20 protein-coding genes are annotated in these 18713 nt (G+C 60.9%); 15 read left to right on the top strand and 5 right to left on the bottom strand.

Features of this window, described 5'->3' with window-relative positions:
- Nucleotides 1-96: 96 nt before the first annotated feature.
- A complete protein-coding gene (locus KIO74_RS11540; protein WP_213332117.1) occupies nucleotides 97-1404 on the bottom strand; it encodes a porin in 1308 nt (435 codons plus the stop codon).
- Nucleotides 1405-1774: 370 nt separating this feature from the next.
- Between KIO74_RS11540 and KIO74_RS11535 the strand changes: the two genes are divergently transcribed.
- Nucleotides 1775-2368, top strand: a complete 594-nt coding sequence (locus KIO74_RS11535) for a MarR family winged helix-turn-helix transcriptional regulator (RefSeq protein ID WP_213332116.1) — start codon at nucleotides 1775-1777, stop codon at nucleotides 2366-2368.
- A 254-nt stretch (nucleotides 2369-2622) separates the two neighbouring features.
- Here the strand turns inward: KIO74_RS11535 and KIO74_RS11530 are convergent, their stop codons facing one another.
- Both KIO74_RS11530 and KIO74_RS11525 read right to left on the bottom strand, forming a co-directional pair.
- Nucleotides 2623-3405: a CoA-transferase subunit beta gene (locus KIO74_RS11530; protein ID WP_213332115.1), complete on the bottom strand. Its 783-nt coding sequence runs from the start codon at nucleotides 3403-3405 to the stop codon at nucleotides 2623-2625.
- Nucleotides 3402-4259 carry a CoA transferase subunit A gene (locus tag KIO74_RS11525; protein ID WP_213332114.1) on the bottom strand — a complete coding sequence of 286 codons (858 nt, stop codon included), beginning with the start codon at nucleotides 4257-4259 and terminating at the stop codon, nucleotides 3402-3404. Before KIO74_RS11525 ends, KIO74_RS11530 begins: the two co-directional genes overlap by 4 nt.
- 111 nt (nucleotides 4260-4370) lie before the next feature.
- Between KIO74_RS11525 and KIO74_RS11520 the strand changes: the two genes are divergently transcribed.
- Nucleotides 4371-5144: an IclR family transcriptional regulator domain-containing protein gene (locus KIO74_RS11520; RefSeq protein ID WP_213334982.1), complete on the top strand. Its 774-nt coding sequence runs from the start codon at nucleotides 4371-4373 to the stop codon at nucleotides 5142-5144.
- A gap of 45 nt (nucleotides 5145-5189) precedes the next feature.
- Here the strand turns inward: KIO74_RS11520 and KIO74_RS11515 are convergent, their stop codons facing one another.
- Nucleotides 5190-6308, bottom strand: a complete 1119-nt coding sequence (locus tag KIO74_RS11515) for a mandelate racemase/muconate lactonizing enzyme family protein (RefSeq protein WP_213332113.1) — start codon at nucleotides 6306-6308, stop codon at nucleotides 5190-5192.
- A gap of 94 nt (nucleotides 6309-6402) precedes the next feature.
- Complete coding sequence (locus KIO74_RS11510; protein WP_213334979.1) at nucleotides 6403-7176, bottom strand: amino acid ABC transporter ATP-binding protein; 774 nt, start codon at nucleotides 7174-7176, stop codon at nucleotides 6403-6405.
- Nucleotides 7177-7403: 227 nt separating this feature from the next.
- On the opposite strand from KIO74_RS11510, the gene KIO74_RS11505 reads away from it, so the two are divergent.
- The 13 genes from KIO74_RS11505 to KIO74_RS11445 all read left to right on the top strand — a co-directional run bounded on the left by KIO74_RS11505 (nucleotide 7404) and on the right by KIO74_RS11445 (nucleotide 18699).
- Complete coding sequence (locus KIO74_RS11505) at nucleotides 7404-8087, top strand: GntR family transcriptional regulator (protein ID WP_213332112.1); 684 nt, start codon at nucleotides 7404-7406, stop codon at nucleotides 8085-8087.
- 291 nt (nucleotides 8088-8378) lie between these two features.
- Nucleotides 8379-9050 (top strand): amino acid ABC transporter permease, encoded by a 672-nt coding sequence (locus KIO74_RS11500; protein WP_213332111.1) that lies wholly within the window; start codon nucleotides 8379-8381, stop codon nucleotides 9048-9050.
- An 11-nt stretch (nucleotides 9051-9061) separates the two neighbouring features.
- Nucleotides 9062-9730: an amino acid ABC transporter permease gene (locus KIO74_RS11495; protein WP_213332110.1), complete on the top strand. Its 669-nt coding sequence runs from the start codon at nucleotides 9062-9064 to the stop codon at nucleotides 9728-9730.
- 10 nt (nucleotides 9731-9740) lie between these two features.
- A complete protein-coding gene (locus KIO74_RS11490; RefSeq protein ID WP_213332109.1) occupies nucleotides 9741-10523 on the top strand; it encodes a transporter substrate-binding domain-containing protein in 783 nt (260 codons plus the stop codon).
- A 73-nt stretch (nucleotides 10524-10596) separates the two neighbouring features.
- Complete coding sequence (locus KIO74_RS11485; protein WP_213332108.1) at nucleotides 10597-10938, top strand: UxaA family hydrolase; 342 nt, start codon at nucleotides 10597-10599, stop codon at nucleotides 10936-10938.
- On the top strand, nucleotides 10935-12149 hold the full coding sequence (locus KIO74_RS11480) for a UxaA family hydrolase (protein WP_249730953.1): 1215 nt from the start codon (nucleotides 10935-10937) through the stop codon (nucleotides 12147-12149). Before KIO74_RS11485 ends, KIO74_RS11480 begins: the two co-directional genes overlap by 4 nt.
- Nucleotides 12150-12180: 31 nt before the next feature.
- On the top strand, nucleotides 12181-12831 hold the full coding sequence (locus KIO74_RS11475; protein ID WP_213332107.1) for an RraA family protein: 651 nt from the start codon (nucleotides 12181-12183) through the stop codon (nucleotides 12829-12831).
- Nucleotides 12832-12841: 10 nt separating this feature from the next.
- Nucleotides 12842-13951 carry an enolase C-terminal domain-like protein gene (locus KIO74_RS11470; RefSeq protein ID WP_213332106.1) on the top strand — a complete coding sequence of 370 codons (1110 nt, stop codon included), beginning with the start codon at nucleotides 12842-12844 and terminating at the stop codon, nucleotides 13949-13951.
- 12 nt (nucleotides 13952-13963) lie between these two features.
- Complete coding sequence (locus KIO74_RS11465) at nucleotides 13964-15004, top strand: zinc-binding alcohol dehydrogenase family protein (protein WP_213332105.1); 1041 nt, start codon at nucleotides 13964-13966, stop codon at nucleotides 15002-15004.
- 60 nt (nucleotides 15005-15064) lie between these two features.
- Nucleotides 15065-15847: an SDR family NAD(P)-dependent oxidoreductase gene (locus KIO74_RS11460; protein ID WP_213332104.1), complete on the top strand. Its 783-nt coding sequence runs from the start codon at nucleotides 15065-15067 to the stop codon at nucleotides 15845-15847.
- Between the two features lie 122 nt (nucleotides 15848-15969).
- The gene (locus KIO74_RS11455) at nucleotides 15970-16680 is read left to right on the top strand and encodes an alanyl-tRNA editing protein (RefSeq protein ID WP_213332103.1); all 711 of its coding nucleotides are present in this window, start codon (nucleotides 15970-15972) and stop codon (nucleotides 16678-16680) included.
- 127 nt (nucleotides 16681-16807) lie between these two features.
- Nucleotides 16808-17968, top strand: a complete 1161-nt coding sequence (locus tag KIO74_RS11450) for a mandelate racemase/muconate lactonizing enzyme family protein (RefSeq protein ID WP_213332102.1) — start codon at nucleotides 16808-16810, stop codon at nucleotides 17966-17968.
- A complete protein-coding gene (locus KIO74_RS11445; protein WP_213332101.1) occupies nucleotides 17965-18699 on the top strand; it encodes a GntR family transcriptional regulator in 735 nt (244 codons plus the stop codon). Before KIO74_RS11450 ends, KIO74_RS11445 begins: the two co-directional genes overlap by 4 nt.
- The last annotated feature ends 14 nt before the right edge of the window (nucleotides 18700-18713 follow it).

Raw genomic sequence — 18713 nt, 5'->3', positions numbered from 1 at the left:
ATCGACCGGGGATCGCGCTTGTAACAGCGAAAAGGCCGGTACCTGTGTGGTACCGGCCTCGTGCGGCTGACAATCCAGCCGGCGGCTACGGAGGGCTTAGAAGTCGCGCTGGAAGCGGATGCGGCCCTGCCACTGATCCTCGGAACTCTTCTGGTAGACACTGTCATTCCAGCGGCGGCTCGGGTCGAACCTCGCGTAGAGAACCTCGACGCCGATATCCATCGCCTTGACCGGCGACCAGATCAGGGCCGAACCCCCCTGATAGATCTTGTAGTCACGGAAGACGGTGTTGTTGGTGACCTTGCTGCCGTAATCGAGTTGCCAGAAGCTGCCGAACAGGGTGGAGCGCAGGCTGGGCGTCCAGTAGTGGATGAAGTTGCCGAGAACGTTCCAGCCCTTGGTCTTTTCCAATTGACCGTTGATGAGCACGGCGTCAGCCGTTGGGATGTAAGAGGAATTGTACGTGCCCAGCGACGGCCCGCTGATGCCGAGGTAGTTCAATCCGCCTTCGGCGTAAGCCGCCTGCAGCCAGAGGGCGTCACCTGCTGCAAGTGCAGGCAGATTGATCTTCACACCGGCCTGGATTGCGTAGCCCCACTCGGTGTCGACACGACTGCCGAAGTTTTGGTCCCCGTAGATGGTGCTGGCATTCAGCTGACGGACGGCACCTGACAGCTGAGCCGAACCCCAGCCCTGGTCGACGCGGAGAGCGGCAACGACGTCGGGCATGCGTTCGCCTGCGACCGCATAGTAGCCACGGCCGACGCCGACCCCCGCAGTGACGTTGCGCTGGTTGCGGTCTTCGATGGCGATCGTGGCCGAGAAGCCCTGCCCAAAGGTCGCGGTGTAGGCGAGCAGCTGGGTGTTGCCGGCGTCCGAGCCCATCGATGTGCCCGGCGCGGAGGCGAAGTTCGCCGCCGAGGCGTAGAAGTCGAAGAACGACTGGGCGACACCGGCCGTGATGCCGGCGAACTGGATGAAGGCCTTGTCGAGGTTCGAGTTTGTCGAGCTGCCCTGCGGACCATCGTAGCTCGCGCGGAACGCGCCCGAATCACGCGTCAGCTGAAAGCGGAAATACGCGCGGACCGTGCCCCATTCGGAAGACGTGCGGGCATCGACGTCGAGCTGGCCACGACCACGGAAGCCCGTGGCGTCACGATTCCGGCCCTGCCCAAGGCCGTTGTTGAGCGGCTGCTGGTACATGAATTCGGCGCGGACGCGGCCGGCCAGCTTGATGCAGGTGTCGCTGCCGGGAATGTAGAAGAATCCCGCGCCATGGACGGAACACACGCGGACGTAGTCGACCGGTGCGGCCTTGGTCATAGGAAGATCGGCGGCTTGTGCTCCCGCAACGGCGGCAAAGCCAGCAGCGCTGCCGAGCAAAAGGCTCTTGATCAGCTTCATCGTAAATCTCCGGTGTCCAAACTTGCTGCAGAGCGCTTGCGTCGTGCAGTTCGTCTTAGGTTCACCAGAAAGCGAAGATAAGCAATTGCATTGCGGCAGATTAGCGGCAACGCAATCTATTAGAATCATAGGTGTGATCGATGAAACACAATTAGTTAGCATAATCAATTATCTGTCTAGTCAATAGTGTGATTACTGTTATGTGCTTGACTTTCGTGCGTGATTCCAGCGAATTGGGAGGTGATATTTGGAATGACCTCCAAATATTGACCCAACTCGATAGGCGGCGCTTGCGCCGCCTTCTTTTTACTTCACAACGTTGTGGGTTTGCTGCGCCGCCGGTCGCCGGGTGTGCGCTGGCGCACTTACAATGGAGATCGACGCACGTTCTAACCAGTTAGCGCACCAGATTGCCGCCACGGGCAAATTTCCAGCGAGCGAGATTCGCGGCGGGAGTCTATTCTATCGATGTGATGCGCTGGGGCTGGCAGAGGATCGTATGACGAGCGTTCGGAAAGAAGAGACTTCACTGAGACGGGAGGCTGTCCTTGGGAATGAAGTTCTTTCAGAGCTCCTGAAGGTCAGGCAGAAACTCATCGGCTCCTTCAAGGAGGAACTGCGTCACCAGGGTGTCACGCTGGCGCGTGCGCGCGCGTTGCTCGCCTTGTCCAAGGAAGGCGATCTCACGCAAACCTCGGTGGCCGCCTATCTTGAGATCGAAGGCCCAAGCGCTGTACGGCTGATTGACGAGCTGGAGAAATCCGGCCTCGTACTTCGGCAGCAGGATGCGAATGACCGCAGGATCAAGAATCTTATCTTGACCGATGAGGGAAAGGAAATGTCGCGGCTTCTTCTGGAGAAATGGCAGGAGATCTGCGACAAGACAGTTTTAAATATAGAAGTTGATGACCAAAGAAGCTTACTTTCCAACATGAAAGCTATGTTGGTCAACTTAAATAGGTAAATATATATTTTAGATGTGACGTTTTGATGAAGATGCGAGGGGTCTTTCGTCAAGGTGACGAGTAAGCCGCGCATCAGCCAAAAGGTTTTTGCTCTGTTGAAGCGCCGCACGCTGTCCGCGCGGCACGCGGAAAAGGCTCAGGTTGGATCGGGGCGACGTCGCGGCCACCGGGCATTTTCCTGACCCTGTAGCGCCGCGCGGTCCTTTTATTCGCCCATATCAAGCAGCAACCGCTCTGAGGGTAACGCGAGCGCTCAGGCCTGGCTGGCCTGCCCCTTGTGCGCTGCATCGGTGCGCGCCTTCAGATCGCGCAGGGTAGTCAGCTCGAGCCCTGTTGGAGGTGGCGTCACGGTGAGTTCGTCGGCGAATGTCACCGGCCAGCCACATGTCTCCTGCACCTGTTCCCGCGTCACGCCGGGGTGCAGCGACACGACAGTGAATTCCTTCGTGGTCGGGTCCGGCTTCCAGATGGCAAGATCCGTGATCAGCAAAGTCGGCCCCTTCGTGTCGATGCCGAGACGTTGCCGATGATCGCCGCCCTCGCCGTGCCCAAATGAGGTGTAGAAGTCGATTGTCTCGACCATGCCCCGCTTTGACTGCGCCATGGTGATATAGACTTCCTGCGAGGAGGTCGCGATTTCCGGCGCGCCGCCACCCCCTGGCAGGCGTGTCTTGGGGTGGTGATAATCCCCGATCACTGTTGTATTGATATTGCCAAACTTATCGATCTGCGCGGCGCCCAGGAAGCCGATGGAGATGCGCCCACCCTGCAGCCAGTAGCGGAACATCTCGGGCACGGAGACCGTGGTCGTCGCCGTTTCGCACAGTTCGCCATCGCCGATGGACAACGGCAGCACATCCGGAGCGGTACCGATCGTGCCGCTCTCATAGATCAGGGTGATGTCGGGGGCGTGGGTGAGGCGCGCGACATTGCAGGCCGCCGAGGGCGCCCCGATGCCGACGAAACAGACGTCATCGTTCCTCAAGGCGCGCGAGGCGGCTATCGTCATCATCTCGTTGGGCGTGAACGTGCTCATGCTGCCTTCCTCAGATGCGCGACCCGGGCTGCAAAATCTTCTGTGCCGGCTTCAATGACGTTCTTTTGCATCCAGTCCCTGAACCGGTCGCGGTCGGCGGCGATCTCATCCCATTCAAGATAGGCGGCATTGTCGCGCGCGTAATAACCCTGCGTGTAGGACGGGTGTGAGCCGCCTGGTACCACTGAGATCGCCGTCACGGTCCATGCCGGCAGCACCGTCAGGTTCGGGTGCAGGCCTTCGAAGTCATCGACCACTTCCTCGACGGTGACGACCGCTCTCTTGGCGGCAAGAACGGCTTCCTTCTGGATGCCGATGATGCCCTCGACCAGGACGTCGCCCCGTTTGTTCGCCTTTTGGGCATGGATGAAGGTGACGTCTGGACGCAGCGCCGGCACCGCGGCGAGAACCTCACCCGTGAAGGGGCAGGTGACCTGCCGGATGTTGGGGTTGACCTCGGCGAGACCGGCGCCGCGATAGCCGCGAAAGACCGCGCAAGGCAGTCCGGCGGCGCCCGCCTCGTAGGCATTGGCCATCGCGGCATGGCTATGCTCCTCGATCGCGAGGGGATGTGGAAAGCTGTTCTCAATCGCGTCCCGCATGCGTCGCAGCAGCCCGACCCCAGGGTTGCCGGCATAGGAGAAGATCACCTTCCTGGCCATGCCCATGCCGATCATCTGGTCGTAGACCAGGTCGGGTGTCATGCGGATGAGAGTCAGATCCTTGAAGTTCTGCCTGATCGCCTCATGCGCCGCCGCCGTCGGAATGAGATGGGTGAAACCCTCAAAGGCAGCGACATCGCCGTCATTGAGGTTCTCGGCCACCGCTTGGGCCAGTGGCAGAAACTTCGCCATCGGCTATCCTCTCCGCAATTTGTTCGCATTGCGAACATATGTTCTATATATGATACTTTAGGGCCGCGACTCAGGGAGAGTCAACGTTCTGTTGAGAGGGCAGGAATGGATATGACCGCCGAGAAGCCTTCCCGTGATCTCGTGGGTTCACTTGGGCGAGGTCTTGCCGTGCTCGAGATCCTTGCCGCGTATCCATCGGGGATGACACTGGCAGAGATGGCCGCGAAGGCCGGGCTGACGCGCGCCGGCGCGCGCCGCTTTCTGCTCACTTTGGTGGAGGAAGGTTACGCCACGCAGTCCGGCCGTCTTTTCTCCCTGTCACCCAAACTGCTCTCCATTGCCCGGATCTGGCTGGGCGGGACCGGACTATGGTCCTATGCGGAGCCTATCTTGCGGTGGGTCGCCGAAGAACTCGGCGAATCCTGTTCGGCCTCCGCCCTCTCGGGAGATGATGTCGTTTATGTCGCGCGGGTGCCCGGTCCCTATATCGTCATGACGGATCTGCACATTGGGGCGCGATTGCCCGCGTATTGCACATCGATGGGGCGTGTTCTGCTGTCCGGCCTGGCCGCAGACCGGCTCGAAACTTTCCTCGCGCAGGCGCAACTCGGAAAGCGGACGCCGAACACGGTAACTGATCCGCGCGAACTCGGCGCGCTGATCGGCATGGTGGCAAGGCGTGGCTATGCCATCGTCGACGAGGAGCTGGAGCTCGGCCTGCGATCGATCGCCGTGCCCGTCCATGATCGCTCGGGAGACATCGCAGCGGCGATCAATGTCTCCACGCAGAAAGACCGCTACTCCGTCGCTGAGATGGAGAGGGTCTTTCTTCCCGTGCTGATCAAGGCGAAGCGCCGTGTGGAGGACTTCTTCGTTCTCCAATGACAGCCGGACAGGGCCGCCCGCGTTTCCGCCGGCGGAGGCGCCGCGCTACGCGACGGGCTGGCTGAACCCCGCAAGGCTCTCGGCCAGGGGGGTGGTGCCGGCGCCGGGGCGCTCGGGCCTGACGTAAAAGCCATCCTTGACCGCGATCGGCTCCTCGAAGTGATCCTTGATCCAGGGGATATACTCGAGAATGCTGGCCGCCGGGTGCCAGAACGACAGATGCACATGCACCTGGCTCATCTCGCCCGCGTGGGGGGCAATCGGCAAGCGATGCGCGTGGGCGAGGTCCGCGACCTGAATATACTCGGTGATGCCGCCAAGCCGGGTGACATCAGGCTGCACATAATGCACCGCCCCGGCCCCGATGAAGGCGCGGAAAGCGTCGAGCGTGTAGAGCTGTTCGCCGAGCGCGACCGGGATGCTCGTCGCGCGGGCGAGCGACGCATGCGAGCCCACATCGTCATACCACATCGGCTCCTCGAACCAGAAGATGTCGAGATCCTTGGCGGCGGCGCAGAATCTGAGGCATGTCGGCAGGTCCCATTTGCCGTTGCCGTCGATGGCGATGCGAATCTCCGGCCCGACCGCGCGTCGTACGGCTGTGAGCCGCGCGATGTCGGTCATCGGATTGTCGTGGCCAACCTTGATCTTGATGCGCTGGAAGCCGTCCACCTCAATGGCGCGCCTTGTGCCTTCCAGGATCTGCTCAAGAGAAAACGACAGCCAGCCGATCTCGGTATTGTAGGCTTCCACGCCGGCATGGTGAGCTCCACCCAGGTAGCGCCAGAGCGGAAGCTGAGCCTGCTTTGCCCTGAGATCCCACAAGGCGATGTCGACAGCCGCGAGCGCGAGATGCGTGATGCCGGCGCGCCCCACCCATTGCAGAGCGGGATAGCGCGCGAGCTTCGTCCAGAGCCGGGCATGTTCCGTCGCGTCCTCGCCAACCAGCAACGGTGCATAGCAGTCGCGGATACAGGCGGTGATCAGCCGGTCGGAGGGGAGATGGGCATGCGTGCCTGTGAAGCCGAAGCCCTCAAGGCCCGTGTCCGTCGTAATTTTCGCGCCGACGACGCCCCAGTGGGTAATGTTGTGCGTGGAGTCGGAGATGGAGCTGGCGGTCAGCGGCAGATGAAGGATGAAAGGCTCTACGGCTGTAATCTTCATGGGGTGTATCCCGCTTGGGAAGGAAGGGGGAGGGCGACCGGGGCGGCGCATCGTCTGCTGCGCCGTGTCTGAATCGCGCCGGAATCTCGGGCGTTCAGTGGAGGAGCTGGGCGAGGAATGCCCGGGTGCGCACATGGCGCGGCGCTTCGAAGAACGTCGCGGGCGGCGCCTCCTCGACGATGCGGCCGCGATCCATGAAAATCACCCGATCCGCTACCTGTCGTGCAAAACCCATCTCATGGGTGACGACCAGCATGGTCATCCCCTCCTCAGCGAGGGCAACCATGGTGTCGAGTACCTCCTTGACCATCTCTGGATCAAGGGCGGAGGTAGGCTCGTCAAATAACATGATCTTAGGCTGCATGCATAGCGCCCGGGCGATCGCGACCCGTTGCTGCTGGCCGCCTGACAGCTGTGTCGGATACTTTTCGGCCTGATCCTCTATGCGTACCTTGCGCAGGAAAGACAGGGCAATGTCGCGGGCTTCACCCCGCGCCTGCCCGCGCACCTGGACCGGCGCCAGCATGCAGTTCTCAAGAACGGTAAGGTGCGGGAACAGGTTGAAATGCTGGAACACCATGCCGACGTCGCGCCGCAACGCGATCAAGGCCCGGCGCTCGCTGCTGAGAATGGTGCCGTCGATGACGATCGATCCGCTCTTCGCCTGTTCCAGACCGTTGATGCAACGGATAAGCGTGGACTTGCCTGAACCTGACGGCCCGCAGATGACGATGCGCTCGCCGCGTCGCACCTCCAGATTCACGTGATCAAGAGCCTGGAAGGATCCGAAGTACTTGGTGATGTCCTGGAGAGCCACGTAAGGCGCGGTGCCGGTTGCGGCGTGGGCCGGCAGCGCCGGACTAGTCATTGTCATCAGGTCGCCCAAAGACGGTCTCCCAAGGAATGCGATGGTTTTGAAGGCAGTGCGTCCCGGCCTGTCGATCGTGAAGGTTCACAAGGCTGAGGTGCTCATCGCGCAGGGGCTGTGGCCTTCCGCGCAGGCCGGATCCTAACCGAACAATCTTCCATCTAAAATAGAAAATTTTTTATCTAAGATATTGCATCGAGCGTCGATCCATGTGAAATGATGCCGCTATGGCAAGCTTCGTTCGTGCTACATTGGCTGATCAGGCCTACCGCGAATTGCGGACCCGCATCCTCAACGGCCAGTTGGCCGGAGGGCGGCGGTTGTTGCCGGAAGAGCTGGCGGTCGAGTTGTCGATCAGCCCCACGCCCATCAAGGAAGCTCTGCTGCGGCTGGAGGCCGATGGGCTCGTGGTTTCGCCGCTGCGCAAGGGCGCGGTTGTCAGGCGCTTCACCAGCGCCGAGGTTGAGGAGATCTACGAAGCGCGGATCATGATCGAGATGAATGCCGTCCATAAATTGTTCGGCAGGCACCAGATGACGCCCGAGTTTGTGGCGTCTCTTGAGAATACTCTTGATCGACATGCTCATTTCGCGCAATTGGACACGCCCGATGATCTCGCGATGGCGCTTGTCTTCGATCGCGAGTTTCACCAGAAAATCATCCTGGCGGCAGGAAATTCACTTGTTGCTGAGTGGCATATGCGTCTGCTCGAGCAGACGCATACAACTTTCATCTACAATGCGTGGGACCACATTCGCTCTGTTGGTGAGCACCGCAAGGTAATCGAGGCGATCGCCGGGGGATCGCTGGATCAGACGTGCGAGGCGCTCGAATTGCATCTGCAATGCAGTCGCAGGGATGCCCTGGCAAGCGTTGCGGCGGCGTTGGAAAGTGACAACGACGGGTCCTGAGAGGCGTTATGCTTCGCCTTGCGGGGCATCTAAAGTATTACTTGTCGTATCCTGGCAGGATATGATTTCTGATATGGTATAGATCTCTGCGAAGGGCGTTCTTGCGTTTTCGTTGTGCGGATTCTCGCCTTCCCGTATGGAGGGCTGGTTTAGCCGACCGGTTCCTGCGTCTCCGGCGGCGGTGTCGTGATGGTGAACTGCTACCGGCCTGGAGAAGAAGCCCTTGAGAGGCCTTCGCTGAACGGGTCGTAAGGAGCGTGTGCCCGTTTGCGCTCAAGTCCGGGAGGATGGATGTTCTATTTCGATTTTTCTGGAACGCTTGCCCGGTGGCCTGAGTTCGTGCACGCCGGCCTGTACACGATCCTTCTGTCGGCGGCGGCGATGCTGCTCGGCCTTGTCATCGGCATTGTCGGAGCATTCGCGCGCCTGTCCTCAATAAAGCCGGCACGCTTGATTGCGGGATCTTATGTCGAAATCATCAGGAACACGCCATTTCTGGTGCAGATATATATCGTATACTTCGGGCTCCCCGCTATTGGCATTCGATTGGACGCGCTGACGGCCGGCATCCTGTCGCTCTCACTCTACGCGGGGGCCTATATCACCGAGATCGCCCGCGCCGGCATCGAGACGATCGACAAGGGGCAGGTCGAGGCCGCACGCGCGCTGGGGTTGTCGCCTTACCTCACGTTCCGTCACGTCATCCTCAAGCCGGCCATGGCGGCGGTCTATCCGGCGCTGACGAGCCAGTTCATCTTGGTCATGCTGGCGACAAGCGTTGTCTCGGTGATTTCCATCCCCGAGCTGACGGGCGTTGCCAACGATATACAGGGTCTGACCTTTCGTAGCCTGGAAGCATTCCTGATCGTCGCGGTGATTTATCTCGGGCTGACCGCGGCCTTCAAAGGCCTGTTTACAGTCTTCGACCGCACCTTGTTTGCTTTCAAATATGTCGGGCGTTGAGGAGAAGCGGCATGTTCCAGACGTTTTCCTTCAACCATGTCCTTTTCCTGGCGCAGGCCGGCTTATGGACCCTGCTTCTGTCGTTCATGGCGCTCTTTGGCGGCGCCATCTTCGGGGCGCTGATCATGCTGGCGCGGATCTCGCTCTATGCGCCGCTGCGCTTCATCGCGAAGGCCTATATATACGTCATCCAGGGCACCCCGCTGCTGGTCCTGCTCTTCATCGCCTATTTCGGCCTCGCTTTCGCGGGTTATGACGTGCCGGCGCTGGTCGCGGCCGGTTTCGCCTTCACCCTCTATGCGGCTGCCTTTCTTGGTGAGATCTGGCGCGGTTCCGTCGAGTCGATCGGCAAGGGGCAATGGGAGGGGGCGGCGGCGATCGGGCTGAACTGGCCCAAGACCATGCGCTTCGTCATCGTGCCGCAGGCGGTGCGCGTCGCCATTCCACCGACGGTGGGCTTCTTCGTCCAGCTTGTGAAAAACACGGCGCTGGCGTCCATCATCGGCTTCGTGGAACTGACCCGCGCCGGCCAGATCGTTGCCAATGCCACCTATCAGCCGTTGAGCGTCTATCTGACGGTCGCGGCCATGTATTTCGTCCTGTGCTCATGCCTCTCGTTCGCGAGCCGACGCCTGGACGAGAAGTTTCACAATAATGGCGTCCATCAGCCGATAACCTAGGGAGAACAACATGCTTCGTGTACTGAAAGCCGCAGCTGTAGGACTGGCGCTTGTCGCCTCAGCGGGCGTGGCATCCGCCCAGAACCTGCTGGACGACATCGTCAAGCGCGGAACAATCAATGTCGGCGTCAGCCTTGGCACACCGCCCTTCGGTTTGACGAACGACAAGATGGAGCCGGACGGCTATGATGTCGGGCTCGCGAAAATCATCGCACGCGATCTTGGCGTGAAGTTGAATGTTGTCGATACGGTTGCTTCCAACCGTATTCCGAACTTGACCAGTGGAAAGATCGATATCGCCATTTCGTCGTTCTCGGTTACGCCGGAACGTGCGAAGGCGATTGCCTTCACTAATACGGTCTACGTCGATCAGCAGGTCTTCCTGACATCTAAAGACAGCACGCTGACGAGCCTGGCGGATCTCAAGGGCAAGAAGATCGGGGTTACACGATCCACGACGAATGACATCGCGGTGACAAAGCGCGCCGTCGAGGGCACGGTCATCCAGCGCTATGACGATGACGCCTCAACCAGCCAGGCCCTGCTCGCGGGCCAGGTGGAGGGCATCGTGACAAGCGGCGGGTTGGCGGCCGCCTTCATGCAGCGCAATCCCAATCTCGCTGTCAAATTCGTGGTTGCGTCAGCGCCGATGAGCATCGGCCTGCGTCGTAATGAGGGCGATTTCTTGCATTGGTTGAATACGACCATCTTCATGGCGTGGACCACCGGTGAAATTCAGGAATTGCAGAAGAAGTGGATGGGAACCGTCAATACATCCCTTCCGACTTTCTAAGAAAGCGCACGATGCCGAGCGTCGCGTCACGCTCGGCATCGCATGCATGAGGCGCCGTGTTGGCGAGACGATGATGGAAGCTGAACCAGGTCTGCGGGGCGAACTCGACGCGCGTGTGATTCTGCTCGGACCGGACGACAATGTGGTCGTGGTTCGCCGGCGTATCGAGGCAGGCAGCGCGGTGCGCATCGCCGGTCATGAAGCGGTTTTGCCGAAAGATATTCCCCTCGGTCACAAGCTTGCGTCCAGGGATATCAGGGTCGGCGAAAAGATCATCAAGTATGGCGCGCCCATCGGCTCGGCAACGGCGGATATACGTGCGGGCGAACACGTGCATGTCCACAATATGAAGAGCGACTATACCGCGACCCACACGTTGGATGATGCCCGCGCGCGCCACGGAGACGTGACATGAGCACCGATTTGACAGCGCCGATGCGCGGCTTCCTGCGGGCGGACGGGCGCAAGGGCATCCGCAATGTGGTCGCGGTCGCCTATCTCGTGGAATGTGCGCATCATGTCGCCCGCGAGATCGCCTGGCCGTTCCGCGATCAGGATGTCCATCTCATCGGCTTTCCCGGCTGCTATCCCAATGGCTATGCGCAGCGCATGATGGAGGAATTGTGCACCCACCCCAATGTGGGCGCGGTGCTCCTGCTCTCGCTGGGCTGCGAAAGCTTTGACAAATATGGGCTTGCCCATGTGGTGCGGCAGAGCGGCCGGCCGGTGGAGACGGTGGTCATCCAGGCGAGCGGCGGAACGCGCGCCTCGATCGCCGAGGGACAAGCCTGGGTGCGGGAGCAACTGCCCTTGCTTGCGGCGCAGGACCCGGTGCCCATGGGCATAGACGAGCTCGTCGTCGGCACGGTCTGCGGCGGGTCGGATGGAACATCGGGCATCACAGGCAACCCCGCGGCCGGTCGCGCGTTCGATCAGCTTGTCGCGGAAGGCGCCGCCTGCATCTTCGAGGAGACAGGGGAGCTCATCGGCTGCGAGCATATCATGGCGAGCCGCGCTGTTACTTCGGAACTTGGCGCTGTTCTGCGGGACAGCGTTGAGAAGGCGGCGCGATACTACGCGACATTGGGATATGGTTCCTTTGCCGCGGGGAATGCGGATGGCGGCCTGTCCACCATCGAGGAAAAATCGATGGGCGCCTATGCGAAGTCGGGCTCATCGCCGATCGCCGGGCTCATCAAGCCGGGAGACCACCCGCCCCGGGGCGGTCTCTATCTCCTCGACGTTGTGCCGGACGGCGAAGTTCGTTTCGGGTTTCCGAATATCAATGACACCGCGGAAATCGCGGAGCTTATCGCCTGTGGCAGCCATGCCGTTCTGTTCGTGACCGGGCGTGGCTCGGTCGTCGGATCCGCCATCTCGCCGGTCGTCAAGATTTGCGCCAATCCCGAGACCTATCGCCGTATGGCGGAGGACATGGATGTCGACGCGGGCCGCATCCTCGCCGGGGAGGCGACGCTCGATGATGTCGGGCGCGAGATCCGTGATCTCGTGGTCGGCCTTGGCCAGGGCAGGCGCACGAAATCGGAAGAGCTGGGCCATCGTGAATTCGCGCTGACCTACAAGAGTTTTGAGCCGATCGGGCCGGCCTGTTTGCCGGCTGCCTGATTGGTCGATGCTAATCGAAGGATAGTTCTGGATGACTGACAATCTCACGCTGCGGCTCGAGAGCTGCTATACCGGCGTCGTGCATGATGTCATGCGGGCCATGGGGCTGAAGGATTTCACGCTGCCCGCCGAAATCAGGCCGAATATGCCCGAGAAGGTCCTTGCCGGTCCGGCTTTCACCATCGACGGTCGGGTGGATCCGAAGGCGGATCCGCACCAGACATTGCTGGAATGGACCGGCCTCCTCTCGAAAGCCAAGTCCGGTCATGTCTGGGTTTCGCAGCCGAATGACCGGGTCGTCGCCAATATGGGTGAGCTGTCGGCTGAGACATTGAAGAATAAGGGCGTTTTGGGCTGCATCGCTGATGGGTATGTTCGCGACAGCAACTTTCTTCTGGCGCTCGAGTTCCAGACCTGGTCGCGCGGCTACACGCCCCGCGACATCGTGGGCTACTGGCTGCCGCGCGCTTTCGATGTCGACATCAAGATCGGCGATGTCGTGATCGCGCCGGGAGATTACATGATCGGTGATCGTGACGGGCTGATCCGCATCCCGCAGGCGCGGGCCGAGGAGATCGTCGCGGCCGCGGAGCAGGCGATCACGACGGAAAATCTCGTTCGCAAGGCCATTCTTGAGGGCGTCGACCCTCAGGAAGCCTATCTGCGCTTTGGAAAGTTCTGAGGCCGAAATCATGAAGATCAGCGATGTCGAAGTGCGCTGCTGCCGGCGGCTGCCGGATGCATTCGATGCAGGCGCGTTCCGGACCGGAGATTTCTCCGCTTTTCAGTTCCTGGCCGTTACCATGAAGACGGACGAGGGCTTAAGCGCGACAACCTTCGGATTCGCAGGGCGTTCAGCGGAAGGCGCGGGTAAGCTTATCGCCGATACTCTGCGGCCCTTCATGCTGGGGCGCGATCCGCGCGATCGGGAAAAGGCATGGCATGAGTTTCGGACGGCTGACCGCTGGTGGGGCCATTTGCCCATCTACGGCTATGGTCCGTTCGATACGCTGCAATGGCTCTTGTCCGCCGAGGCCGCCGGCCAGCCGCTTTACAAGTATCTCGGCGCCTATAGGGAAGATGTTCCTGTCTACGGCAGCTCGATGATCCTTTCGAAGCCGGAGGATTACGCCAAGGAGGCGCTGCGTGCCAAGGCGGAAGGGCTGAAAGCCTACAAGTTGCATACGCCGGGCAAGGATCTGGAGGAGGACCTGGAGGCCCACCGGCTCGTCCGCGAGGCTGTGGGTCCCGATTTCACGCTGATGTCGGATCCCGTCTCGACATTCAATCTTGAGCAGGCGATCCGCTTCGGGCGCGCGTTGGAGGCGCTCGGCTACTACTGGTATGAAGAGCCTCTCTACGACGAGGATGTCCATGCGCTGCGCGAGCTGACACGAACTCTCGAGATACCATTGGTCGGCACGGAAGTGCTTGCCAAACATCCCTACAGCATCGCCGAATGCATAGCGACCCGTGTTGTCGATCGCGTGCGTGCCGACGTCTCCTGGACCGGCGGCGTTACCGGCGTCATGAAAACCGCGCGGCTGGCGGAAGCCTTCGGCGTCAACTGCGAGATCCATACATCGATTTTCCACCCGGCCGAAATCGTCAATCTTCATTGCTGCGCGGCAGTCAAGAACTGTGATTTCTTCGAGTTGCTTTATCCGGTCGAGGGATTTGCTTTCGGCTTGAAGGACCCTCTGCCGATCGAGAACGGTATGGCGAAGCTTCCAGCGCGGCCTGGGCTCGGTGTCGATCTTGATTGGGATGATATCGATCGCTGCACCGTCGCGATCGTTTGAGCGAGATGTGTCATGAAAGCGCTCTCCATCGATCAGCCCGGCGTGCTGTCCTATACGGAGCTGCCCTGGCGGCCCGCCGGAAGTGGCGAGATCTGTATTCGAACAGCGTACATCGGCTATTGCGGATCTGACCTGAACAGTTTCCGTGGAAAGAACCCGCTGGTCAAATATCCTCGTGTTCCGGGGCATGAGATATCCGGCGTCATCGAGACGATTGGGGCTGATGTTCCCGACCAGTTCCGGGTCGGTCAGCATGTTTGCGTTCTGCCCTACTTCAATTGTGGCCTTTGCAATGCATGCCGCATGGGTCGGCCCAACGCATGCAAGCACAATGAGACGCTCGGTGTGCAACGGGAAGGCGCGCTGACCGAGTTCATCGTTGTGCCGCATGGCAAGGTTATTCCCGTTGACGGATTGGCGCTGCGTGATCTTGCCTTGATCGAACCGCTGGCGGTTGGCTTTCATGCCGTGCGCCGGGCCGAGGTGATGGAGGGGGAGCGGGTTGTGGTGCTTGGCTGCGGTGTCATCGGTCTTGGCGCCGTACTTGGCGCCGTGACCCGGGGGGCGCGGGTCATCGCTGTTGATCTCGCCGGTGCCAAGCTCGCGCAGGCGAAAGCCTTGGGCGCCGAAGATGGCGTCGATGCCTCCAAGGTCGATGTGGCTGCGGCCATACGCGAACTCACGGGGGATGATGGCCCGCAAGTCGTTATCGAGGCCGTGGGAGCGGAGCAGACCTTCACGCAAGCGATCGATATCGTCGGTTCGTGCGGGCGCGTCGTCTATGTCGGTTATGCGAAGAATCCGGTGACTTACGAGACCCGCTTCTTCCTGATGAAGGAGATCGATATCAGAGGGTCGCGTGGCGCCCAACGCCTCGATTTCGAGAATGTCATTACCGCCATGAAACAACGCCCCGAAATCGGTGATCTCGTTATTTCCCGCGTGGCGCCCTTTGCCGAGGCCGCGGATGCGATGCGCGCGTGGGATGCCGATCCCGGCGGTTTCACGAAGATCCTCGTGGATGTTCGCGGTGCGGAGGATGGCCCGGCTTAATTGCGCGTCGAGCGTTTTGTCCGGCGGGCCGGTTTCAGAGACTGTGGAAGGATAAGTTAAATGCGGCTGCCGGCAGATGAAACACTGAAAGATGTCTTTGGGCTGGCCGGCCATCACGCCCTGATAACCGGGGGAAGCAGCGGGCTCGGCCTCGACATCGCGCGTTGTTTTCTCTCTGCCGGCGCGCGGGTGACAATTACGGGAACAGACGCAGCAAAGCTCGATCAGGCGGTCGCGGAATTGGGAGAAAACGCGGCGGGCTTCGTCTGCGATGTCACCAAACTCGACGAGGCGAATGATTTCGCAGGGCTGGTGCAGGACAAGCGCGGCGCGGTTTCAATTTTGGTCAACAATGCTGGACGAACCGTCAAGCAACCGCTCGAGGTGATGACGTCGGAAGAGTTTCAGGACGTCCTGAATATTCATGTCTCAGGCGCTTTTGCCTGTTCGCGGGCATTCGTCAAACAGATCGAGGCGAGCGGCAACGGCTCGATCCTATTTACAGCATCGATGAGCTCGTTTCTTGGCATTCCGAATGTCATCGGCTATTCCGCCGCGAAGGCCGCGCATGTGGGGATGGTACGCGCGTTGGCCACCGAGCTCGCGCCGCGCGGGGTGCGTGTCAATGGCGTCGCCCCCGGATGGATCGATACGCCGCTTTTTCGCAAGGCGACATCGAGCGACCCGGCGCGGCGCGCCAAGATCGATGGGCGTATTCCCATGAAAAGGCTTGGGAGCGGTGCGGATATCGGCTGGGCGATGACCTATCTCGCATCGCGCGCGGCTGGCTATGTCACGGGCCATATTCTGGTGGTCGATGGTGGCGCGCTGCACGGCTTCTGACATGATCTGAGCGGGATGTCCCGATTTCGCCGTGAGGCCCGCATCAGGCGTACCCGCCGCCTATCCGGAGGTGCACGCGATCGGGTTTCCATTGCGCTCGAAAATGCTCTAACTATTGGCGCATGAAAACGCAGCTTCTCTTTCGTGACGATGCTTATCTCCGCGAGACCACGGCACGCGTGATTGCGGTCGATGACGTCGGCTTACAACTCGATCAGACCATTTTTTATGTCCAGGGCGGCGGCCAGCCCGGTGATCGTGGCACGATGACCTTGGCGGACGGCACCAGTCTCACCGTCTTGAACGCTGTCTACGGCGCCGATCGCTCCGTTGTTCTGCATCAGATCGGGGAGGGCGCCCGCAGGCCGGAGGTTGGGGAAAGCGTATCGCTCGCGCTCGACTGGCCCATTCGCTACGCACGCATGCGCGCTCATACGGCACTTCATCTCCTCTCGGTCATCCTGCCTTATCCCGTGACGGGTGGGTCAGTGGGCGATGGCGAAGGGCGGCTCGACTTCGACATCCCCGAGGCCACGCTCGACAAGGATCGTCTCAGCGAGGAACTCACGGCCATGGCGGCACAGGACGCTGCCGTCAGTGAGCGCTGGATCACCAACGATGAACTTCTCGCCAATCCCTCGCTCGTCAAGACGATGTCGGTCAAGCCGCCGATGGGGACGGGCCGGGTCCGGCTCGTCGAAATCGCGGGCCTCGATCTGCAGCCATGCGGGGGCACCCATGTGCGGCGCACCGGCGAAATCGGCAGCGTCGCCGTGACCGGCATCGAGAAAAAAGGCAAACAAAATCGCCGCGTCCGGATCGCGATCGCCTGACGCGTCAGACATAAGTCATTGTAATTCAATATAAAATCGAGGCAGGGAAGCTTTATCGCTATCGCTTGAAAAAAATAAATTATAATTTATAAGCTTTGGGGCGAGGTGGCCCATGAAGCTTGTCGGCATGAGTGTTTATCCCTTGGCTGCAACATTTGCGCGCCAGTATGGCGGGCTTGCCAATGTGCCGCCCGAAATCCTGGCGCCAGCGAGCCATTTTCGCCGTATCCCACGGACCGGCCAGTATGCGACGCTCGTCAAGGTGACGGCGGACAATGGCCTGAGCGGCTGGGGGGAGGGCTTTGGCCTCCCCTATCCGCTTGCGGCGGCGAGCCTTGTCGAGAATGTCATCGCGCCGGTCGTCATCGGGCAGGATGTCGGTGAGCCAGCCCGCATGCTGGGGGATCTCGCGACCTATTTCCGGGCCCTTGGCCATACCCGGGGGCCGGCGATCGAGGCGCTCGCGGCGGTCGATATCGCCTTGTGGGATTTGATTGCCAAGAGTGCCGGCCAGCCGCTCGCGACGCGCCTCGGCGGGTCGCCCGGGCCGGTCGAGACCTATGTCAGCCCCGTTGCGCTCTTGCCGACACCTGACGCTTCCGCCGCGGCGGCGCGAGCTCTCATCGCGCAGGGCTATCACGCCGTGAAGCTGAAGATCGGCAGGGGCATCGGCGTGGACCTCGATCATATCTCGGCCGTGCGCGAGGCGCTTGGCCGGCATCAGCTCATGCTCGATGCCAACTGCGCCTATGGCTTGAGAGACGCCATCACCCTCGCGGAGGGGCTGAAGGATCTCAATATCGCCTGGCTGGAAGAGCCTATTCCGCCGGACGATCCGGCGGCGCTCGCCGCGGTGCGGCGGGCCTCGCCGGTGCCGATCGCCGCAGGCGAGAACGAATTCACTTTGCCGGCTTTCGAAATGCTTGCAAAGGCTGGGGCCGTTGACATCCTGCAGCCCAATATCACGCGTGCTGGCGGCGTCAGCGGTCTCATGGCAATCGGCGAGCTCTGTGCACGCGAGGGGCTGAAGCTCGCGCCCCATGGTGTCGGCACGAGTGTCGGCGTGTCCGCGGCGCTGCATGTGTGCCGCGCCTTGCCGGCGGCCTGGTGCTACGAGGCGAACCGCCTGCCGAATGTCTTGCGGGATGAGCTGCCGCTGGTGCCGCTGTCCCTGGCGGATGGAAATCTCGTGGCGCGCGATGCCCCGGGGCACGGTGGCGATCCGAATGTCGATATGCTGGATGGCTTCCTGCTTTCACAAACCGACGCGCCGAGGGTGCCGGCATGACCTCCGCGTTGCCCGATCCATCCGAGCTTGGCCAACTGGTCGGCAAGCCCGGCGAGACGTTGCAGGAGACACTGCATCGCACGCTTCTGGAAATGATCCTGTTCGGATATTTCGAGCGCGGCGCGCGGCTCTATCCGCAAGAGTTGTCGCTGAAATTCGGCGTGAGCCTGACCCCCGTGCGCGAGGCGCTGATGCGCCTGGCGACGGAAGGCTACATCGAGGCGATCCCACGGCGTGGCTTCCACATCAGGACCCCCACCCCGAAACAGGTCGCGGACTTGTGGCAGGTGCGTTTCGGGCTCGAGGTCATGGCTGGCGAACTCGCCATCGATCGTCTCGCGTCGGGAAAGATCACCCTGAAAAGTCTCGGGCCCCTGGAAAGCATCCAGGCCAAGCTGGAGGCTGCGCCGCAGCGCATGTCGCATCGGCTGCATGTGGATCTCAATGGACGGTTCCACCATTCCCTGGTGGAACTGAGCGGCAACGATCTCCTCATCTCGCTCTATCGCTCGATCCAGATGCAGTTGCTTGGTGCGTGGATCCAGCGCGGCCTCAATTCCTGGCGTGATCGCCTTGAGAGTGAGGGTGTCGAGCATCATGCCATTATCGCCGCGCTGCGCGCTCGCGATGTGGACGAGTATCGCGCGGCGACGCGCAAGCATATCGACAGGTCATTGCAGGGCGCCCTCAATGACTTGTCTGCTCAAGATCCAGATAGGGCATCTGAATAGTTAGCGACTCAGAA

The organism is Chelatococcus sp. HY11 (assembly GCF_018398335.1).
Lineage (GTDB): Bacteria > Pseudomonadota > Alphaproteobacteria > Rhizobiales > Beijerinckiaceae > Chelatococcus.
Note: the sequence above shows the minus strand (reverse complement) of the source record. Positions and strands in the feature narration are given on the sequence as shown.

What these genes read in the sequence shown, in the direction of transcription:
- KIO74_RS11540 (WP_213332117.1), bottom strand. Translation starts at nt 1,404, where the DNA reads ATGAAGCTGATCAAGAGCCTTTTGCTCGGCAGCGCTGCTGGCTTTGCC.
- KIO74_RS11535 (WP_213332116.1), top strand. Translation starts at nt 1,775, where the DNA reads ATGGAGATCGACGCACGTTCTAACCAGTTAGCGCACCAGATTGCCGCC.
- KIO74_RS11530 (WP_213332115.1), bottom strand. Translation starts at nt 3,405, where the DNA reads ATGAGCACGTTCACGCCCAACGAGATGATGACGATAGCCGCCTCGCGC.
- KIO74_RS11525 (WP_213332114.1), bottom strand. Translation starts at nt 4,259, where the DNA reads ATGGCGAAGTTTCTGCCACTGGCCCAAGCGGTGGCCGAGAACCTCAAT.
- KIO74_RS11520 (WP_213334982.1), top strand. Translation starts at nt 4,371, where the DNA reads ATGACCGCCGAGAAGCCTTCCCGTGATCTCGTGGGTTCACTTGGGCGA.
- KIO74_RS11515 (WP_213332113.1), bottom strand. Translation starts at nt 6,308, where the DNA reads ATGAAGATTACAGCCGTAGAGCCTTTCATCCTTCATCTGCCGCTGACC.
- KIO74_RS11510 (WP_213334979.1), bottom strand. Translation starts at nt 7,176, where the DNA reads ATGACTAGTCCGGCGCTGCCGGCCCACGCCGCAACCGGCACCGCGCCT.
- KIO74_RS11505 (WP_213332112.1), top strand. Translation starts at nt 7,404, where the DNA reads ATGGCAAGCTTCGTTCGTGCTACATTGGCTGATCAGGCCTACCGCGAA.
- KIO74_RS11500 (WP_213332111.1), top strand. Translation starts at nt 8,379, where the DNA reads ATGTTCTATTTCGATTTTTCTGGAACGCTTGCCCGGTGGCCTGAGTTC.
- KIO74_RS11495 (WP_213332110.1), top strand. Translation starts at nt 9,062, where the DNA reads ATGTTCCAGACGTTTTCCTTCAACCATGTCCTTTTCCTGGCGCAGGCC.
- KIO74_RS11490 (WP_213332109.1), top strand. Translation starts at nt 9,741, where the DNA reads ATGCTTCGTGTACTGAAAGCCGCAGCTGTAGGACTGGCGCTTGTCGCC.
- KIO74_RS11485 (WP_213332108.1), top strand. Translation starts at nt 10,597, where the DNA reads ATGGAAGCTGAACCAGGTCTGCGGGGCGAACTCGACGCGCGTGTGATT.
- KIO74_RS11480 (WP_249730953.1), top strand. Translation starts at nt 10,935, where the DNA reads ATGAGCACCGATTTGACAGCGCCGATGCGCGGCTTCCTGCGGGCGGAC.
- KIO74_RS11475 (WP_213332107.1), top strand. Translation starts at nt 12,181, where the DNA reads ATGACTGACAATCTCACGCTGCGGCTCGAGAGCTGCTATACCGGCGTC.
- KIO74_RS11470 (WP_213332106.1), top strand. Translation starts at nt 12,842, where the DNA reads ATGAAGATCAGCGATGTCGAAGTGCGCTGCTGCCGGCGGCTGCCGGAT.
- KIO74_RS11465 (WP_213332105.1), top strand. Translation starts at nt 13,964, where the DNA reads ATGAAAGCGCTCTCCATCGATCAGCCCGGCGTGCTGTCCTATACGGAG.
- KIO74_RS11460 (WP_213332104.1), top strand. Translation starts at nt 15,065, where the DNA reads ATGCGGCTGCCGGCAGATGAAACACTGAAAGATGTCTTTGGGCTGGCC.
- KIO74_RS11455 (WP_213332103.1), top strand. Translation starts at nt 15,970, where the DNA reads ATGAAAACGCAGCTTCTCTTTCGTGACGATGCTTATCTCCGCGAGACC.
- KIO74_RS11450 (WP_213332102.1), top strand. Translation starts at nt 16,808, where the DNA reads ATGAGTGTTTATCCCTTGGCTGCAACATTTGCGCGCCAGTATGGCGGG.
- KIO74_RS11445 (WP_213332101.1), top strand. Translation starts at nt 17,965, where the DNA reads ATGACCTCCGCGTTGCCCGATCCATCCGAGCTTGGCCAACTGGTCGGC.